Here is a 16,184-nt window from a genome sequence, read left to right as displayed (position 1 = left end):
TTTAGTTATGTCTGAAGAGTTGCTGATTAATGTAACCCCCATGGAATGTCGGGTTGCATTAATTCAAAATGGCACGGTCAATGAATTATTTGTTGAACGTGATGCTAAGCGTGGTTTGGTTGGTAATATTTATAAAGGCAAAGTTGTTCGTGTTTTACCGGGCATGCAAGCTGCATTTGTAGATATTGGCTTATCTCGCACTGCTTTTTTACATATTAACGATATGGTTTGGCCTAAAAATCAGCCAGCGCCGAATGTTTTTGATCTTTTGCATGTGGGACAAATATTAACTGTTCAAGTAATGAAAGACATGCTTGGGACGAAAGGGGCGCGTTTAAGTACAGACTTATCAATTCCTTCGCGTTATCTCGTTCTTATGCCGTATGGCAATCATATTGGTGTTTCGCAACGTATTGAATCAAGCGAAGAGCGTGATCGACTAAGAACAATGATTGAACATATTCAAGAGACGCATAAGCTTCCCGGTTCCGTGATTGTTCGAACAGCAGCAGATGGCGTTGAAGAAGAAGCAATTGCACAAGATATGGCTTATCTTGCAAAGCTTTGGGAATACATTCAACGTAAACAGAAAAGCCTTTCCGTACCCTCTTTGATTTTTGAAGAGTTACCACTTCCACAGCGTGTTATACGCGATTTAGCAAATGAAAATACGTCAAAAATTTATGTAGATTCGCGTGAAGTTTTCTCCAAACTTAAAGAGTTTGTTGAAGAATTTGTGCCGAGTATGAGTGATTGTTTACTTCATTATCCGGGTGAGCGACCAATATTCGACTTATACAATGTTGAAGAAGATATTCAAAAAGCCTTACAAACACGCGTCGCATTGAAGTCGGGTGGTTATTTAATGATTGACCAAACTGAGGCAATGACCACAATTGATGTTAATACGGGGTCTTATGTCGGTGGTCGTTCGTTAGAAGACACAGTATTTAAAACCAATATGGAAGCGACACAAGTTATTGTGCGTCAACTACGCCTAAGAAATTTAGGTGGTATTATTATTATTGACTTCATTGATATGCAAGAAGCGCATCATCGTGAAGAGGTATTGGCTCAGTTTGAGAAGATGCTTGAGCGTGATCATGCAAAAACTAAAATAACGCAAGTTTCTGAACTTGGTTTGGTTGAAATGACACGTAAGCGCACACGTGAATCATTGGAACATTTGCTTTGTGAGTCGTGTCCAACCTGTCAAGGTCGTGGATATGTGAAAACAGCAGAGTCAATTTGTTACGAAATATTTCGAGAGATTATGAGATATGCTCGTGCGTTCGAATCTCAGAGTGGCTTTACTGTTGTTGCTCATCCATCTGTAATTGATCGGCTTTTAACGGCAGAAGCGACAGCTGTCGCAGATTTAGAGCATTTTGTGAATCGTGTAATAAAATTTCAAGTTGAGAATTTATATACGCAAGAGCAATATGATATCATTTTAAGTTAAAATTGTAACAGAATATCGCTAAACAGTTGTTACATATCCAATTTTACTTTTATTTGTGAATTTACAATACTTACCCCATGTAATAGCCAAAGCTATTTCATTTATTCGAAATAGCTTGAGCAAGCGAGGTTAAAAATGAGTATGAGTAAAGCAATCGTAAAAAAAAGCTTAAAAGTTTTAGATTCGACAAAAAAAGATCATTCGTATTTAGTCGATTCTGATGGTAAAGAAGTACAAATTACTTCAACTATGGTGGTTAATGTGTGCCATCAATTACTAAATCAATGTCGTAAAATTAATAAATAAAAAAGGGACTTTATAGTCCCTTTTTTATTTATGTGATTAAGGCTTACCCTACATTTTTTAATGGTTCATCATTTTGAATAATAGATTCAAAACGTTGAATTTCATCTTCTAAGTGTGTGAGTAGGTTTTGCATTTTAGGTAAAGCATTTCGGCATGCAGTTAAACCTACTTCTAATTTATCTAAATAACTCGTCATGGTGATATTTAGTGCCTGACCATCTAAAACAATGGAAGCAGGATACAAAGCATCTAACTTAGCACCATTCCAATATAGTGGTTCGGATGGTCCAGGGACATTTGAAATGACAAGGTTAAATGCTTGGCGTTTTGGCATTAGTCCAGAAGCAATATTTAAACCAGCAGCACTATAAACAAAAGCACTGTAACTTAGAATCTGACTAGAGCTCATGCGTTTAAATTTTTTCTTCGCATTTAACATACTACGACGAATAATTTGCAACCGTTCTAAAGGTTCTTCTTTGTGAGTTCCTAGGTTTGTCAAAATCATTGTAATACGGTTAGAAACTTCAGAATTATCATCACGTACAGATGCTGGAACCATTGCGATAAGTGGTTTTTTAGGTAAAGCATTTTGTGTAATTAAGTATTCTCTTAAAGCACCTGAGCAAACTGCAAGTACGACATCATTAATGGTGACATTTAGCGCTTTTGCGATAGTGGTTAAGCGTGAGAATTCATAAGACTGAGCAGCAAAGCGACGAGATGAACTTACGCGTTGATTTAAAATACTGCTTGGTGCTTGGAAGCTAGAGACATAGTCAGGATTGCGACCAATATCTTTAGTAATAGTTTGAGATAGCTCGTAAAGAACTCCCGGTGTTGATTCTAGTTGGTTTTTTACAGTAGAAAGTAAACCTTTAATTTTATTTGCCTTAGGTTGTTTTAAGCGTTTAGCACGTGGTCCTTCAACACACCATGGTGGAACAATGCTTTTAGCATTCGGATCGTGTGATAAAGATTTTTCTACTAAGCGCATACCCGCAATACCATCGACCATTGCATGATGTATTTTGAAATACATGGCAAATCGATTGCCTTCAATACCTTCAATGATATTGCAAGTCCATAAGGGTTTAGCTCGATCAAGCAAAGCACTATGTTCTTGAGAAATATAGGTAAGTAGCTCGCGAATACGACCAGGTTTTGGTAATGCAATGTGCCTAAAGTGATGGTCTAAATCGAATTCTTGATCTTCATCCCAAAATAATCCATTCAGTTTGTTGTTGAATGGGGGGATTGGGATAGATTTTGATGTGCGAATGTCGGCAACTAAATCTTGAATAAAAGAACTTGGCGCATTATCTGGAATTTGAAATAAAAAAAGACCGCCTACATGCATAGGTTGTTGACGTTTTTCTAGAGAAAGAAAAATAAAATCAATTGGGTGTAATGGACGCATATTGCTGGTTGCCTCACTGCAATGCTAACGCTACTCCTATATGAGCGGCCTTATAAGTATTCTTAAAATAGAAATAAAGTATAGCTGTTATTTGATAAAAAAGAATGAATTAATATGTATTTGTAAGTCTAAAAAAACCACGATAAACGTGGTTTTTTAGATACTTTTTTAGCTGTTATTTTTTGAGATTACCTGAATGTAGACCGCATTCTTTATGCGTTGCTTCTTCCCACCACCAACGACCTTCACGCTCATGTTGATTTGGTAGTACAGCACGTGTACATGGTTCACAGCCAATTGAAGTAAAACCACGTTCATGTAGTGGATTGTATGGAATTTCCATCATACGGATATAGTTCCAAACATCGGCACTTGTCCAATTCGCTAGAGGGTTGTACTTAATAAGCTGTTTTCCATCTCCTGAAAAACCAATATCATGCTGAATAACAGGAATTTCTGTACGTGTCCCTGGGCTTTGATCTTTACGCTGACCTGTAATCCAGCCATCTAAAGTTGCAAGCTTTTTACGCAAAGGTTGAACTTTACGAATACCACAACATTCTTTGTGATCATCTTGATAAAAACTGAAAAAGCCTTTAGTTGTGACTAAGTTTTGAATAGCTTCTGCTTCAGGAAAACAAATTTCAATATCAATTTTATAGTGTTTGCGAACTTGATCAATAAATTGATAAGTTTCTGCATGTAGGCGACCTGTATCTAAGCTAAATACACGAAAAGGCTTCCCTAAGTGAGATGCCATATCAATTAATACAACATCTTCAGCACCTGAAAATGAAATTGCAATTTCACCTTCTTGGTTTAGTGCAAGTTCTAAAATTTCGTTAGGAGATTTATCTGCATATTCTAATGCTAGCGCATCGATAATATTGATTGTGGGAATAGTTGTCATGAGTATCCTGGCTATAGGCTTGGTACATCTAAACCTATATTAATTTATTTCGCAGGTATTTTAATAGAAATGAATTTGTAGACTTATCACTAAAAAATAAATACTTATGAAGAAAATAGATTTAAAAATCATCACCGTATTTACATGCATTCGGCTATGATAGTGAAAATTTTTAAACAGATAAGAGGGGAATACCATGGAAGTTGTTTGTCTTGATTTAGAAGGAGTTTTAGTTCCAGAAATTTGGATTAATTTTGCAAAGAAAACTGGAATTAAAGAATTAGAGGCAACAACGCGTGATATTCCAGATTATGATGTGTTAATGACGCAGCGCTTGAATATTTTAAAAGAGCATGGTTTAGGCATAAATGATATTCAAGACGTGATTGCAGAAATGGGACCTTTTGAAGGTGCGAAAGAATTTGTAGAGTGGGTGCGTACACATTTTCAGCTGATTATTTTGTCCGATACTTTTTATGAGTTTGCTCATCCATTAATGAAGCAATTGGGTTGGCCTACAATTTTCTGTCATAAATTAGAAACCAATGAAAGTGGCGTTATTACAAATTATAAGCTTCGCCAGCCAGATCAAAAACGTAAGGCAGTTCAAGCATTACATGGTCTAAATTTCCGTGTAATTGCAGCAGGTGATTCTTATAATGATACGACTATGCTTGGTGAAGCAGATGCGGGTTTCTTATTTGATGCACCTGAAAATGTAATAGCGGAATTTCCTCAATTTCCACCAATAAATGGTTATGCCGCATTGAAAGAAGCCATTCGTAATGCATCAAACCGTGATATTCCTGCTTAATTTATAAAAATAAAGCAATAAAAAAGGCGCATTAAGCGCCTTTTTTATATTGAAAATTAGAAACGGTAACCAATTTTCATACCGTAACCAATAGCATGGTTATTGGTAAATTCACCAACGTTTGTTGTACCTGTACGTGCAGTTGCATCACCTAACCAGAAGTATTTAACACCAGCTTGAATAAAATAATTTTCAGCAGGGCTGTATTGACCACCTAAACCAACACTCCAATAGCCTTCAGTTGGGCCAAGTGTGGTTACAGGGTTGCCTGCACCAGAGTCATATCCAACAGCAGCAGTTGCAGCCCATTTGCTGTTAAATTTGTGTGATGCACCAACTGTTGCAGAGTATTGATCATCTGAATAGGAAATTAAGTCTTGACCAAGTTTACCTAAGTGACTTGGAGATACAACAAATTGATCCCAGTGTACCCAACGTAAATTAGTAAAAACTAAAGTATTTTGAGAAACACCAGTTTGTAAATCAATATTAACAGACTGAGGTGTTACTGCTTGGATATCATTAACGAGAATGATTCCTTGAGTGTACGCTGAGCTTTCATGGGAAGTGGCATTATGTTTAACTTCGGATCGATAAGTCACAGCTGCTTTTAATGCAATTTCTGGTTTTGAATATGCAAAGCCTGCAGCCCAACCATAGGCTTCTTTTTGGTCTACTTTGATATTGTAATTAGAATTGCTATAGGCATTACCACGTAAAGAAATATCAGCTTTTACGGTTTGCCATACTGGACCAGCATAGAAATTCCAGTTCTCAGTTGGTTGGTAGCCAACTAAAGCTGTAATGTTATTTGTACGAACTTTTACACTAGTTCCTTCAGTACCATTGTTGAAAATTGAGCCATCTACAGCATATTGAGCATCTGCACCAAAAGGTTGGTCGTATAATAGACCAAAAGAAATTTTATCTGTTGCTTGAACTTTTACAGCAGCAGAAGCAAAAACATAGTCATCACCCATGTCACTTACTTTATTTTTATTTGGGCTGTTATCAGTGCCTTTTACAGTTGGGTCTAATACAGAAAGACCCGCTTCAGCATAATTTCCTGGTTGTAAAAATGCAGAAATAGATTGACCTGAACGGTCTAAACCTGCAGCCATTGTGCATGGTGGGAGTGTTATTAATGTAAGTGCAATATAAATTTTGTTGAGCTTCATGGTCTTCCCTGATGCTGTTTGTAACTAAATGTGGTGGAAAAGTAACATAAATAAAAAAAGAGTAAATACTCGGTTTGCTAAAAGACATTGACTTAAGAGATCAAAATTTAGCTCAACTAGAGTAAAAGACCTAAAAAATAAAGCTATGTTTATGATTATTCGATGAAATTATATGATTATTGAATTTGTTTATTATTAAGTTTATTTGATTGAAAAATCAACAATTAAAATATGGCTGTATAGGTATTAAAATTTAAGCAATAAAAAAGACCATTCAAGTGAATGGTCTTTTAAAATTGGTAACTAAAAATTTTATTTCTTAGAATTTGTAGCCGAATTTCAAACCATAACCAATTGCATGGTTATCTTTGAATGTTCCTTCATAAGCAGAACTTGCTGTTAAAGCATCAGCATTTCCTAGCCAGAAATATTTAATACCAGCTTGTACGAAATAGTTTTCAGCTGGACTATATTGACCACCTACACCAAGACTCCAATAGCCCTTAGTTGGTCCAAGAGTTGTTACAGGGTCACCAGCACCAGAGTCCCACCCTACAGATGCAGTAGCAGACCATTTGTCACTAAATTTACGACCTACACCAGCATTAATTGTCCATTGATCTTTGTTATATTCGACTAAATTAGCACCTTTGAGGTCTGCCTTTCCTGTAGCATTTGCTAGTTTATCTATTGCTTGACCAAAAGAGGTCGGACGAATAGCAAACCCATCCCAATTTACCCAACGGACATTTATAAATCCTATTGTATTTTGAGCAATGCCTGATTGGAAGTCAAGATTGACAGACTGAGGTGTTTTGACGTTTGTTGTACCCTCGCTAATTGTTCCTATGGCTGCTACAGCATTAGATGCTGGGACACCTAATTGGATCAGCGTTCCGATCATTTGATTTTGAACGCTAGTGGAACCAAAGCCTTCACTTGAGTCCAAGTCATGTTTAATTTTAGAACGATAAGTTAATGATGCCTTTAATGCGATTTCAGGAATTTGGTATGCCATACCCGCAGCCCAGCCCCATGCATCATCATTTTTCATATTAGCATCATAACCTTTAAATGCTGAGTATGCAGTACCACGTAAATGAACATTGCCTTTTGCTTGTTGCCAAACTGGTCCAGCATAGAAATTCCAATTTGCATTTGGTTGATAGCCAACGAGTAAAGTGAGGTTTTCAGTTGTTACTTCTGCAGAGGTACCTTCACCATTAGACGAAAAATTTGGGCTTGATAAACCATAGTCAGCTTTTGCACCAAATGGTTGATCAAATAATAAACCTACTGAAATGTTGTCTGTTGCTTGAATTTTTAAAGCAGCAGAAGCTGAATGGTAGCTCGAAGCCATATCACCAGTATTTACGCCATTTTTATCTTTACCTGATACATTAGCATCTAAAACTGAAAGACCTGCTTCTACATAGTTTCCTGGTTGTAAAAAAGCTGAAATAGATTGACCTGTACGATCCATTGCTGCTGCAAAAGCACCAGTCATTGGTACAGTTGCAAGAATCATCGCTGTGCTAAGAGTTTTTAATTTCATTGTTCATTATCCCTTGAATGTAATACTCATCACTTTGTTGTTTAGTTTGTGGTGATTGGAGATAACGGCTTTTACAAACCGTAATCAAAAGTTACTCCATGCGACAAAAATATCACAATTAAAATAAGAGTAAATACTCTATAAAAATTTTATTGGGTGTTTTGTGTGCATATTAGAGTTTAAGTTCTATTTATTTTGTATATTTTGTATCTTAATTATTGAATTTTAATAGTTTATTTTTTGAACTACATGGTCGCAAAAAAAGAAAAAAAATATTAAAATTGTTGTAAATGTATTTTTAAGGTGCGTTTAAATGATGTATATGTCACATTTTGATGCGAGGTTTCAAGAAAGAGATAATTTTTATGTGAAATATTATTTATTAAAATAAATTAATGATGGTGCGCTCTGCGGGACTCGAACCCACGTCGGTCGCTTAGGAGGCAACTGCTCTATCCAGTTAAGCTAAGGGCGCAATAATAAAGATTTTATAAAAGAAATAAAAAAGTTACCACCGAGGTGATAACTTTTATAAAAATTAAGCTTTTCTATATAAGAGTTTAAATAGAATAAACATAATCATAATCCAAACTGGAATCATGATTACTGCACCCATAAGACCTTGTGTCCACATGATGTATAACACCACGCCAATGAATGCTAAAACAAGGTAATTACTTGCAGGAGACCAAAGAGCAGGGAATTTAGAAACCGTAGCTTCTTTGTTCATTGCTTGTTTGAACTTTAAGTGTGTTAAGCAGATCATTGCCCAGTTTAAAACTAGCGCACCAACAACAATATAAATTAAGTTGCTTAATGCTTCTTCTGGAGCGAAATAGTTAAGTAATACACAACCAAAAATAAGGAGCGCAGAGAATAAGACAGCAGGAACAGGAACACCTTGTTTACTTACTTTTGCAAAAATTTGAGGAGCATTCCCTTGTTTTGCTAAGCCAAAAAGCATACGACTGTTTGCATACATACCACTGTTATAAACAGAAAGAGCTGCTGTTAAAATAATAAAGTTAAGTAGGTGAGCTGCCCAACCAATTCCTAGTTGACTAAAAATCATCACAAATGGGCTTTTATCTAAACCACCAAGTTCTAAATGATTCCATGGCACAAGAGATAAAAGAATAGTTAGTGAGCCGACATAGAATACAAGAATACGGAGCACAACTTGGTTAATTGCTTTAGGAATGGTTTTTTCTGGGTTTTCAGCTTCTGCTGCAGCCATACCAATTAGCTCAATACCACCAAAAGCAAACATCAAGAAAGCCAGCATATAGAATAAGCCTTCAAAGCCATGCGGGAAGAAACCGCCCTGGGTCCAAAGGTTGCTAAATGATGCAGTTGAGTCTGGTCCTGCGGTAAAGATTAGGTATAAACCAAAGATGATCATAGCTACAACGGCAGTGACTTTAATAATAGAAAGCCAGAACTCAGATTCACCGTAGAACTTTACATTGCCTAAGTTAACAAGTGTAATCACGATAAAAAAGAATAAAACCGAAGCCCATGCAGGAATATGAGGCCACCAGTAATTAATATATTTTGCGACAGCGGTTAATTCGGTCATTGCCACAAGAATGTAAAGAATCCAGTAGTTCCAACCAGCAAGGAAACCAGGGAATTTACCCCAATATTTATAAGCAAAGTGACTAAACGAGCCTGCAACAGGTTCATGGACAATCATTTCGCCTAAATGACGCATAATTAAAAACGCGATTAAGCCACCAATCGCATAACCCAAAATAATTGATGGACCAGCGGATTGAATGACGTGAGCGGAGCCTAAGAATAAGCCCGTACCAATTGCACCACCCATGGCAATTAATTGGATATGACGGTTCTTTAAGCCACGCTGAAGTTCAGTAGTATTTTTATTCAAGTTTTTCAGCCCGACGATGAATAAGTGTTGAGATTGTAATAGATCGATTGCGTTTAGCCTAGTACAACGCTAAAAGTGAACTAAAGTTATGATATTGATGAAAAATATTTATAAATAAAGTGTTTAAAAAATACAATATAATCAATTAAATAAATTTAACCATGGGTTTAAATCACTAAAAAAGTGGTCAAATTTTTTTTTGAGGATGTTGTTTTTTTATACTTAAGTACTGTATGCATACAACAAAATTAAAAACACGATATGCTTGTTCTGAAAAAAGGAAAAATTGTAATTATAAAGTTCTAAAGGATATTAAAATGAGTTTTGCAGCACAAATCAAAATTCCAGCAACTTACATGCGTGGCGGTACAAGTAAAGGGGTGTTTTTTAAATTAGATGATTTACCTACAGAAGCTCAAATTGCGGGAAAGTTAAGAGATCAAGTTTTACTACGTGTTATTGGTAGTCCAGATCCGTATGGAAAACAAATAGATGGCATGGGTGGGGCATCATCAAGTACAAGTAAAACGGTTATTTTATCAAAAAGTACGCAACCCCATCATGATGTTGATTATTTGTTTGGTCAGGTTGCTATAGATAAGCCCTTTGTTGATTGGAGTGGTAATTGCGGTAACTTAACTGCGGCAGTGGGTGCTTTTGCTATTAGCAATGGTTTGGTTGATTTGAGTAAAATTCCAGAAAATGGTATTTGTACTGTACATATTTGGCAAAAGAATATTGAAAAAACCATTATAGCTCATATACCAATAACTAATGGGCAGGTTCAAGAAACGGGTGACTTTGAGTTAGATGGAGTGACGTTCCCAGCTGCAGAAGTGCAAATTGAATTTTTAGATCCCGCCGATGATGGTGAAGATGGGGGGGCAATGTTTCCGACAGGAAATCTTGTTGATACATTAGATGTTCCAAATATTGGGATCTATCAAGCGACCTTTATTAATGCAGGTATTCCTACAATATTTTTAAATGCAACAGAACTTGGTTTTGATGGAACAGAATTACAAGATGTGATTAATAGTGATGGGAAATTATTAGAAAAATTAGAAACCATTCGTGCTTATGGTGCAAAACACATGGGTTTAATTCAAGATGTTTCTGAAGCAGTAACTCGTCAACATACACCTAAGATAGCATTTGTATCACCTCCAAAAACGTATACATCTTCAAGTGCTAAGGTTGTTGAGGCTCAAGATGTAGATTTACTTGTGCGTGCTCTGTCTATGGGGAAACTTCATCACGCGATGATGGGAACTGCTGCTGTTGCAATAGGTACTGCTGCTGCAATACCTGGGACATTAGTAAATTTAGCTGCAGGTGGTGGTGTAAGAGAAGCTGTACGATTTGGTCATCCATCTGGGACATTGCGTGTTGGAGCGCAGGCATTGCAAGAAAATGGTCAATGGATTGTTAAAAAAGCAGTCATGAGTCGAAGTGCTCGAGTTTTAATGGAAGGTTGGGTTCGAATTCCTGCTGATAGTTTGAAATAAGTAGTTGTTTAGAAAATACAAACACCTCTTAAATAGGGGTGTTTTTATTTACCAAGTTTAAAATAAAAAGTGAGTAGATAAGTCCATGGTGAATGTCGCAAAAAAAGGGTAAGAAGATCTATTTATATGTACAATAGCCAGCAGTTAAGTTGACTATATTGAAAGTAGTTAATTTACATCTGGATTTATAAAACGATAGAGGCTCACGTGTCATCATCAACAGATATACAGAATAATGTACTTTCCGCAGCACAGCAGCGCATTCAGCAAGATTTATTAACAGCTTTGGATGCATTTGCGATTCCTGAACCTCTCAAAGGGGCTGTGCATCATGCTGTTATGTTGGGTGGTAAGCGTGTTAGGCCTGCTTTGGTGTATGCAACAGCAGCGATAAAGCCAAACTCAAATTATGCGGCAGTGCGTCGTGCTGCTGTGGCTGTAGAACTTATTCACTGTTATTCATTAGCGCATGATGACCTACCTTGTATGGATAATGATTTATTGCGTCGTGGTCAGCCAACGTGTCATGTTGCTTATGGTGAAGATACTGCTTTGCTTGCAGGTGATATTTTACAATCTATGGCATTTGAGATTTTAGGTAGTCGTTTGTTTGATCAAGGACCTGCTGTAGATGCATCAATTGTTTTGAAGCAAATGCAAATTTTGGCAACAGCATCTTCTAAAATGGTATGTGGTCAGGTTTTAGATATACAAGCAGAAGGGAAGCGTGTAGATCAGAATGCTTTGGAAAATATTCATCGCAATAAAACTGGTGCACTTATTTCAGCAGCAGTCATGATGTCTGCTGTGACTATTTTTGAAGGAGTGGATGTTGCACTTCCGAAGTTGCGTGAATATGCGCAATCAATTGGTTTAGCTTTTCAGGTTCAAGATGATATTTTAGATATTACTGCTGAAACGGAAGTGCTTGGTAAAACCGCAGGTAAAGATGAATTGGTGGAAAAATCAACTTATCCTGCACTTATGGGCTTAGATCAAGCTATTAAATATGCGAAACAATTACATGATCAGGCTTTTACAACACTAGAATATTTTGGTGATTCTGCTGAAGAATTGGTATCAATTTCAAAATTTTTATTAGATCGCAAAAGCTAAATTTTAAAAGCGAATGGTATTTTTGAAATAAAAAAGCGTGCTATAGAAGCACGCTTTTTTTATTTCACTATTTATTCTGTAATTGTTGCGTCAGGAACAATGATTTTTTTACCATCTTTAATTGCCTGAAGTGCATCGGGGTCAAAATCGATGAGTAGTGAGTTGTCGGAGATATTAATAGCATATTTGCTAATGAGTTTTTTATCACCATTTAGCGTTTCAACTTTATATTCATCAGCAATATTTAGAATGCCATCTAAGTTGGTGGTAGATGATGCTTTATCATGACGGAACAATTCATAAATATCACGTAAATCAAAAATTGCATTTTCTGCATCTGGATGCTTGCTAATGTAGTTTTCAACATGGCGAATAATTAGCTGCGCGTATAAAAAATAGTTTGGTTTATAAGAAATATCTAACTTCATGTATTTTCGCCCTTATTGTTTGATTATTAATTGATTGATATAGAAATAGCACATTTATACTTAAGATTTAAACTGTTTCATTGCGGTTTTTCAAAATATTACAAAAAATAAAATAATATTAATTATTATTTAATGAGAATAATTATTAATTAATTTAAAGATAACCACCTTTTTGTTGGTTTTAAAATCATTATTTAATAATATTGCTTAAAAAATACAAATTTTAACGTGGTGAAAATTAATTTACATATTATTTTTTTTAGGAATAGAAATGATTCAAAGCCTTATAACTGTGCTTAATTTTCTAAAAATATGGAAAATGATGAAAAAATCATCCAAAAGACTAAGCGTTATAAGCTAGCAAGTGAAATCATAAATCAGGTACAATTGGCGGGATTAATTTTGTGTTTGGTGTATTTGAAGGCCAATACATACATTCTTTGTTAATAAATAGGCCTGCCAGGAGTTATCCCCGCATGAGTGCCATTACTCCATACGAATGGGCAATTATTGCCTTCGTGATCGGCGTTACATTTTTATGCGTTTTTATGCTCACTGTCCCGTTACTCCTTGGGGGTAAGTCATGGGGGCGAGCTAAGCAAGAACAATTCGAGTCGGGTGTTGTAGGTGCCGGTGGTGCACGTATTCGCTTGTCTGCTAAATTCTATTTAGTCGCGATTTTCTTTGTTGTTTTCGACTTAGAGGCGCTTTATCTCTACGCATGGTCTACTTCAGTCCGTGAAGTAGGGTGGGTTGGTTTTGCTACAGCAGCTGTATTTATTTTAGTTTTACTTATCGGTTTGATTTACGAATTTTCAACTGGCGCACTTAACTGGGCACCATCTGATAAACGTAAAGCAGCAGGAATTAAAGCTAAAATTGGTTCCCCTAATATGGATATAGCTGAAATTACACGCTTTAATTCAATTGAAGAGTTGGTAGTAGACCCTACAGGTCAAATTCCAGCGCAATCTTCTGGTCGTGTGAAATCTAAAACACCGACTGCATCATCTGACAAGGAGTAATACGGGATGAAATACACCTTAACCCGTGCGAATCCGGATGCTGATCAATATCCACTTCAAGAGCGTCAAATCGTTACAGATCCGCTTGAAGAAGAAGTGAATAAAAATGTGTTCATGACTCGCTTAGAGGATTTGGCACATACAGCAGTAAACTGGGGACGTAAGAACTCAGTTTGGCCGTTCAACTTTGGTACATCTTGTTGCTACGTAGAGTATGCAACGACGTTAACAGGCGTGCACGATTTGTCACGTTTTGGTGCCGAAGTAATCCGTGCTTCACCACGTCAAGCCGATTTGATGATTGTTGCAGGTACTTGCTTTGTTAAGATGGCGCCAGTAATTCAGCGTTTATATGAACAAATGCTTGAACCAAAATGGGTTATTTCAATGGGTGCTTGTGCAAACTCGGGTGGTATGTACGATATCTACTCAGTTGTGCAAGGCGTAGATAAAATTATTCCAGTTGATGTCTATGTACCTGGTTGCCCACCACGCCCTGAAGCATTAATCCAAGCATTAATGTTGTTACAAGACCAAATTCAACTCGAGCGCCGCCCACTTTCAGCGGTGATTGGTGATGATCTTAAGCCAGTGTATAAGCCAAAGATGATGCCAGAACGTGATCGTAAGAATGCACAACGTATTGCTGTGAAAAACTTACGCTCGATGGATGAAATTAAATAATTTAAGTGACAAATTATTGATGCACCCGTACGGGTGTAATTGTCGTTTAAGTTGACTGAATTTGTATTAAATAGGAAGCCAAGCCAATGGCTGAAACTGACATTGCTATGCCAGAATCAACTCCAGTTGATTCACGCCCTGCATTTGCAATTGTAGAAGAGCTCAAAACCAAATTTGGTGAGAACTTCTATGTGCAAACGACTTTTGAAGATTTTCCAACGGTCTGGGTTGAGCGCGCACGTGTACAAGACGTTTTAATGTTCTTGCGCAAAGTCGAACGTCCTTATGTGATGTTATTTGACTTATCTGCGGTAGATGAACGTTTACGTACGCATCGTGACGGTTTACCTGCATCTGACTTTACAGTGTTCTATCACTTGTTATCATTAGAACGAAATAGTGATATTCGTATTAAAGTTGCGTTAAGTGAGAATGATGTAAATCTTCCTACTGCAACGAACATTTGGCCAAATGCCAACTGGTACGAGCGTGAAGCTTACGATATGTTTGGTATTAATTTCGAAGGGCATCCAATGCTCCGTCGTATTTTGTTACCTACATATTGGGAAGGTCACCCACTTCGTAAAGAATATTCTGCACGTGCGACTGAATATACACCGTACATGCAAAACCAAGCGAAACAAGATTTCGAACAAGAACATTTACGTTTTGTACCCGAAGATTGGGGTCTAAAACGTGGAAATGACGATGAAGATTTCATGTTCTTGAACTTGGGTCCTAACCATCCATCTGCGCACGGTGCATTCCGTATTGTCTTGCAGTTAGATGGCGAAGAAGTAAAAGACTGTGTGCCTGATATTGGTTATCACCACCGTGGTGTGGAAAAGATGGCTGAGCGTCAAACTTGGCATTCATTTATTCCGTATACAGACCGTGTCGACTACCTAGGTGGTTGTGCTCAAAACATGCCTTATGTAATGGGTGTGGAGCAAATGGCAGGAATTACTGTTCCTGACCGTGCGCAATGTATCCGTGTAATGATGTCTGAATTGTTCCGTATTAATAACCACTTATTGTTTATTGGTACAGCAATTCAAGATGCTGGTGGTATGACACCAGTATTCTATATGTTCGCTGACCGTCAAAAAATCTATGATGCGATTGAAGCGATTACTGGTTACCGTATGCACCCAGCTTGGTTCCGTATTGGCGGTACTGCACACGATCTTCCAAACAACTGGCAGCATCTCATTCGCGAAATCCTAGATTGGATGCCAAAGCGTATGAACGAATACTACACAGCAGCATTGAAAAACTCAGTGTTCATTGGTCGTACTCGTAACGTTGCTCAGTACGATGCAAAATCTGCATTGGCTTGGGGTGTAACTGGTACAGGCTTACGCGCTACTGGTATCGATTTCGACGTTCGTAAATATCGCCCGTATAGCGGTTACGAAAACTACGACTTCGATGTGCCATTAGAGTACGAGGGTGATGCTTATGCACGTGTGATGGTTCATTTCCGTGAAATTGAAGAATCACTAAAAATCATTAAGCAATGTTTAGATAACATGCCTTCTGGTGCATATAAAGCAGATCATCCACTGGCTGTTCCACCACCAAAAGATAAGACATTACAAGATATTGAAACTCTAATTACGCACTTCTTGAGCGTATCTTGGGGTCCTGTAATGCCTGCAGGTGAAGCATCTGTAATGGCTGAAGTGGTAAAAGGTGCGTCTAACTACTACTTGACTTCTGATAAGTCAACAATGAGTTACCGTACTCGTATTCGTACACCAACTTTCACGCATTTACAGCAAATGCCTTCTGTGATTAACGGCAGCTTAATGTCTGACTTAATCATTTATTTAGCGACAATTGACGTCGTAATGGCTGACGTGGATCGCTAAGGGGTAAACGCAT

Annotated in this window: 14 protein-coding genes and 1 tRNA gene; 8 read left to right on the top strand and 7 right to left on the bottom strand. The window is 37.2% G+C overall.

Features of this window, described 5'->3' with window-relative positions:
* Positions 1-7 precede the first annotated feature (7 nt).
* Together rng and AC5YDH_RS01655 are read left to right on the top strand one after the other, a co-directional pair.
* Positions 8-1,462 carry a ribonuclease G gene (gene rng, locus AC5YDH_RS01660; RefSeq protein WP_496116535.1) on the top strand — a complete coding sequence of 485 codons (1,455 nt, stop codon included), beginning with the start codon at positions 8-10 and terminating at the stop codon, positions 1,460-1,462.
* 141 nt (positions 1,463-1,603) lie between these two features.
* Positions 1,604-1,768 (top strand): PA1571 family protein, encoded by a 165-nt coding sequence (locus tag AC5YDH_RS01655; protein ID WP_496116534.1) that lies wholly within the window; start codon positions 1,604-1,606, stop codon positions 1,766-1,768.
* A 43-nt stretch (positions 1,769-1,811) separates the two neighbouring features.
* Here the strand turns inward: AC5YDH_RS01655 and AC5YDH_RS01650 are convergent, their stop codons facing one another.
* Positions 1,812-3,188, bottom strand: a complete 1,377-nt coding sequence (locus tag AC5YDH_RS01650; protein WP_496116533.1) for a WS/DGAT/MGAT family O-acyltransferase — start codon at positions 3,186-3,188, stop codon at positions 1,812-1,814.
* Between the two features lie 175 nt (positions 3,189-3,363).
* Positions 3,364-4,098: a phosphoadenylyl-sulfate reductase gene (locus AC5YDH_RS01645; protein WP_496116531.1), complete on the bottom strand. Its 735-nt coding sequence runs from the start codon at positions 4,096-4,098 to the stop codon at positions 3,364-3,366.
* 196 nt (positions 4,099-4,294) lie between these two features.
* On the opposite strand from AC5YDH_RS01645, the gene thrH reads away from it, so the two are divergent.
* Positions 4,295-4,912, top strand: coding sequence for a bifunctional phosphoserine phosphatase/homoserine phosphotransferase ThrH (gene thrH, locus AC5YDH_RS01640; protein WP_496116530.1), 618 nt, complete (start codon positions 4,295-4,297; stop codon positions 4,910-4,912).
* A gap of 56 nt (positions 4,913-4,968) precedes the next feature.
* Here the strand turns inward: thrH and AC5YDH_RS01635 are convergent, their stop codons facing one another.
* From AC5YDH_RS01635 to AC5YDH_RS01620, 4 genes are all read right to left on the bottom strand, one after another.
* Positions 4,969-6,090 carry an OmpP1/FadL family transporter gene (locus AC5YDH_RS01635; RefSeq protein ID WP_496116529.1) on the bottom strand — a complete coding sequence of 374 codons (1,122 nt, stop codon included), beginning with the start codon at positions 6,088-6,090 and terminating at the stop codon, positions 4,969-4,971.
* 319 nt (positions 6,091-6,409) lie between these two features.
* A complete protein-coding gene (locus AC5YDH_RS01630) occupies positions 6,410-7,645 on the bottom strand; it encodes an OmpP1/FadL family transporter (RefSeq protein WP_496116527.1) in 1,236 nt (411 codons plus the stop codon).
* Positions 7,646-8,044: 399 nt separating this feature from the next.
* Positions 8,045-8,120: transfer RNA gene (locus AC5YDH_RS01625), tRNA-Arg, on the bottom strand.
* A gap of 63 nt (positions 8,121-8,183) precedes the next feature.
* Positions 8,184-9,536 carry an amino acid permease gene (locus AC5YDH_RS01620; protein WP_496116526.1) on the bottom strand — a complete coding sequence of 451 codons (1,353 nt, stop codon included), beginning with the start codon at positions 9,534-9,536 and terminating at the stop codon, positions 8,184-8,186.
* 317 nt (positions 9,537-9,853) lie between these two features.
* Here AC5YDH_RS01620 and prpF point away from each other — a divergent pair, with 317 nt between their 5' ends.
* Together prpF and AC5YDH_RS01610 are read left to right on the top strand one after the other, a co-directional pair.
* On the top strand, positions 9,854-11,044 hold the full coding sequence (gene prpF / locus AC5YDH_RS01615) for a 2-methylaconitate cis-trans isomerase PrpF (RefSeq protein ID WP_496116524.1): 1,191 nt from the start codon (positions 9,854-9,856) through the stop codon (positions 11,042-11,044).
* 207 nt (positions 11,045-11,251) lie between these two features.
* Positions 11,252-12,160: a polyprenyl synthetase family protein gene (locus AC5YDH_RS01610; RefSeq protein WP_496116522.1), complete on the top strand. Its 909-nt coding sequence runs from the start codon at positions 11,252-11,254 to the stop codon at positions 12,158-12,160.
* Between the two features lie 71 nt (positions 12,161-12,231).
* Here the strand turns inward: AC5YDH_RS01610 and AC5YDH_RS01605 are convergent, their stop codons facing one another.
* Positions 12,232-12,588 (bottom strand): hypothetical protein, encoded by a 357-nt coding sequence (locus AC5YDH_RS01605; RefSeq protein ID WP_496116521.1) that lies wholly within the window; start codon positions 12,586-12,588, stop codon positions 12,232-12,234.
* 476 nt (positions 12,589-13,064) lie between these two features.
* Between AC5YDH_RS01605 and ndhC the strand changes: the two genes are divergently transcribed.
* The 3 genes from ndhC (at position 13,065) to nuoC (ending at position 16,171) form a co-directional block, all read left to right on the top strand.
* On the top strand, positions 13,065-13,613 hold the full coding sequence (gene ndhC, locus AC5YDH_RS01600) for an NADH-quinone oxidoreductase subunit A (RefSeq protein WP_496116520.1): 549 nt from the start codon (positions 13,065-13,067) through the stop codon (positions 13,611-13,613).
* A 6-nt stretch (positions 13,614-13,619) separates the two neighbouring features.
* Complete coding sequence (locus AC5YDH_RS01595; protein WP_496116519.1) at positions 13,620-14,297, top strand: NuoB/complex I 20 kDa subunit family protein; 678 nt, start codon at positions 13,620-13,622, stop codon at positions 14,295-14,297.
* Positions 14,298-14,383: 86 nt separating this feature from the next.
* Positions 14,384-16,171, top strand: coding sequence for an NADH-quinone oxidoreductase subunit C/D (nuoC, locus tag AC5YDH_RS01590; RefSeq protein ID WP_496116518.1), 1,788 nt, complete (start codon positions 14,384-14,386; stop codon positions 16,169-16,171).
* Positions 16,172-16,184 lie beyond the last annotated feature (13 nt).

It is taken from the genome of Acinetobacter sp. FY683 (assembly GCF_059515885.1).
The sequence above is the reverse complement of the archived record's forward strand: the minus strand, read 5'-3'. Positions and strand labels throughout refer to the sequence as shown.